The 1,214-nt window shown below is 61.7% G+C and carries 1 protein-coding gene and 3 pseudogenes; 2 read left to right on the forward strand and 2 right to left on the reverse strand.

The window, feature by feature from the left end:
• Positions 1 to 95 (forward strand): annotated as a pseudogene (locus ABT116_RS48055) (dienelactone hydrolase family protein); the annotation flags it as partial.
• Between the two features lie 57 nt (positions 96 to 152).
• On the opposite strand, the pseudogene ABT116_RS48060 reads toward ABT116_RS48055, so the two are convergent.
• Positions 153 to 908: pseudogene (locus ABT116_RS48060) on the reverse strand (dTDP-glucose 4,6-dehydratase); the annotation flags it as partial.
• Between the two features lie 8 nt (positions 909 to 916).
• On the opposite strand from ABT116_RS48060, the pseudogene ABT116_RS48065 reads away from it, so the two are divergent.
• Positions 917 to 1,081, forward strand: a pseudogene (locus ABT116_RS48065) (sugar phosphate nucleotidyltransferase); the annotation flags it as partial.
• Here ABT116_RS48065 and ABT116_RS51260 read toward each other — a convergent pair.
• Positions 1,071 to 1,214: rhamnogalacturonan lyase family protein (locus ABT116_RS51260; RefSeq protein WP_502984096.1), on the reverse strand; the 144-nt coding region annotated here is incomplete at its 5' end. The pseudogene ABT116_RS48065 and the gene ABT116_RS51260 sit on opposite strands and share 11 nt — an antisense overlap.

Consider the following 1,214-nt stretch of genomic DNA (forward strand, 5'->3'; position numbering starts at 1 on the left):
CGGACATCGCGCCGGACGTGACGGCCGAGGACCTGCCGGTCCAGCTGCACGTGGCGGAGCCGGACCCCTTCGAGACGGACGACTGGCTGAGCGCCGATCAAGTAGGTCTGACCGATCCGGCCACCGTCGATGATCGCCCAGACCGCGCTGTTGTGGTCGTCGACATGAATCCAGTCACGGACGTTCAAACCGTCGCCGTACAACTTGGGACGCAATCCGGCGAGAACATTGGTGATCTGCCGTGGGATGAACTTCTCGACATGTTGATAAGGGCCGTAATTGTTCGAGCAGTTCGACAGGGTGGCCCGGACGCCGAACGAACGGGTCCACGCGCGCACCAACATGTCGCTCAATGCCTTCGTCGACGAGTAAGGGCTCGACGGGTTGTACGCGGTCGACTCCGTGAAACGGTCCGGATCGCCCAGTTCGAGGTCTCCGTACACCTCGTCGGTGGAAATATGGTGGTACCTGACGTCGTGCTTGCGCACAGCCTGCAGGAGCGTGAACGTTCCCACGATGTTGGTCTGCACGAACGGCCACGGATCAGCGAGCGAATTGTCGTTGTGCGACTCGGCGGCAAAATGAACGACGACGTCGGCGGCGCTCACCAGTTCGTCTACGAGCACTGCGTCGGTGATGTCGCCGTGAACAAACGTGATGCGGTCGGCTATCGAATCGAGCGAAGACTTGTTGCCCGCGTAGGTCAGCGCGTCGAGCACCGTGACCTCGGCATCGGGACGCTCTGCCACCGTCTGATGGACGAAATTGGCGCCGATGAAGCCTGCACCGCCAGTCACGAGAACTCTCACGTTTGCGCCTCCACGATCACCGAATCGAACCGATCTACCTACCGGCCACGCACGATACCGTGCGCCCGAGATTTGTTTCTCCAGCGAACACTGGAACACTTCGAGGCATGCGCGGAATCATTCTGGCGGGCGGCACGGGGTCGAGGTTGCACCCCATCACGCTCGGCGTGAGCAAACAGCTGGTCCCCGTCTACGACAAACCGATGATCTATTACCCGCTCAGTACTCTGATGCTGGCCGGGATTCGCGACATCATGATCATCACCACAGAAGACGACGCACCGCAGTTCCAGCGGTTGCTCGGCGACGGCTCGCAGTTCGGCGTCGACCTGAGCTCGGGTGCGGGGGCTGGTTGTAGGCGGTGTTCTGCCAGGCCAGCGCCGTGCGGTACTGGGTGTCGTGGAG

The organism is Streptomyces sp. NPDC002130, from assembly GCF_040296465.1.
GTDB lineage: Bacteria > Actinomycetota > Actinomycetes > Streptomycetales > Streptomycetaceae > Streptomyces.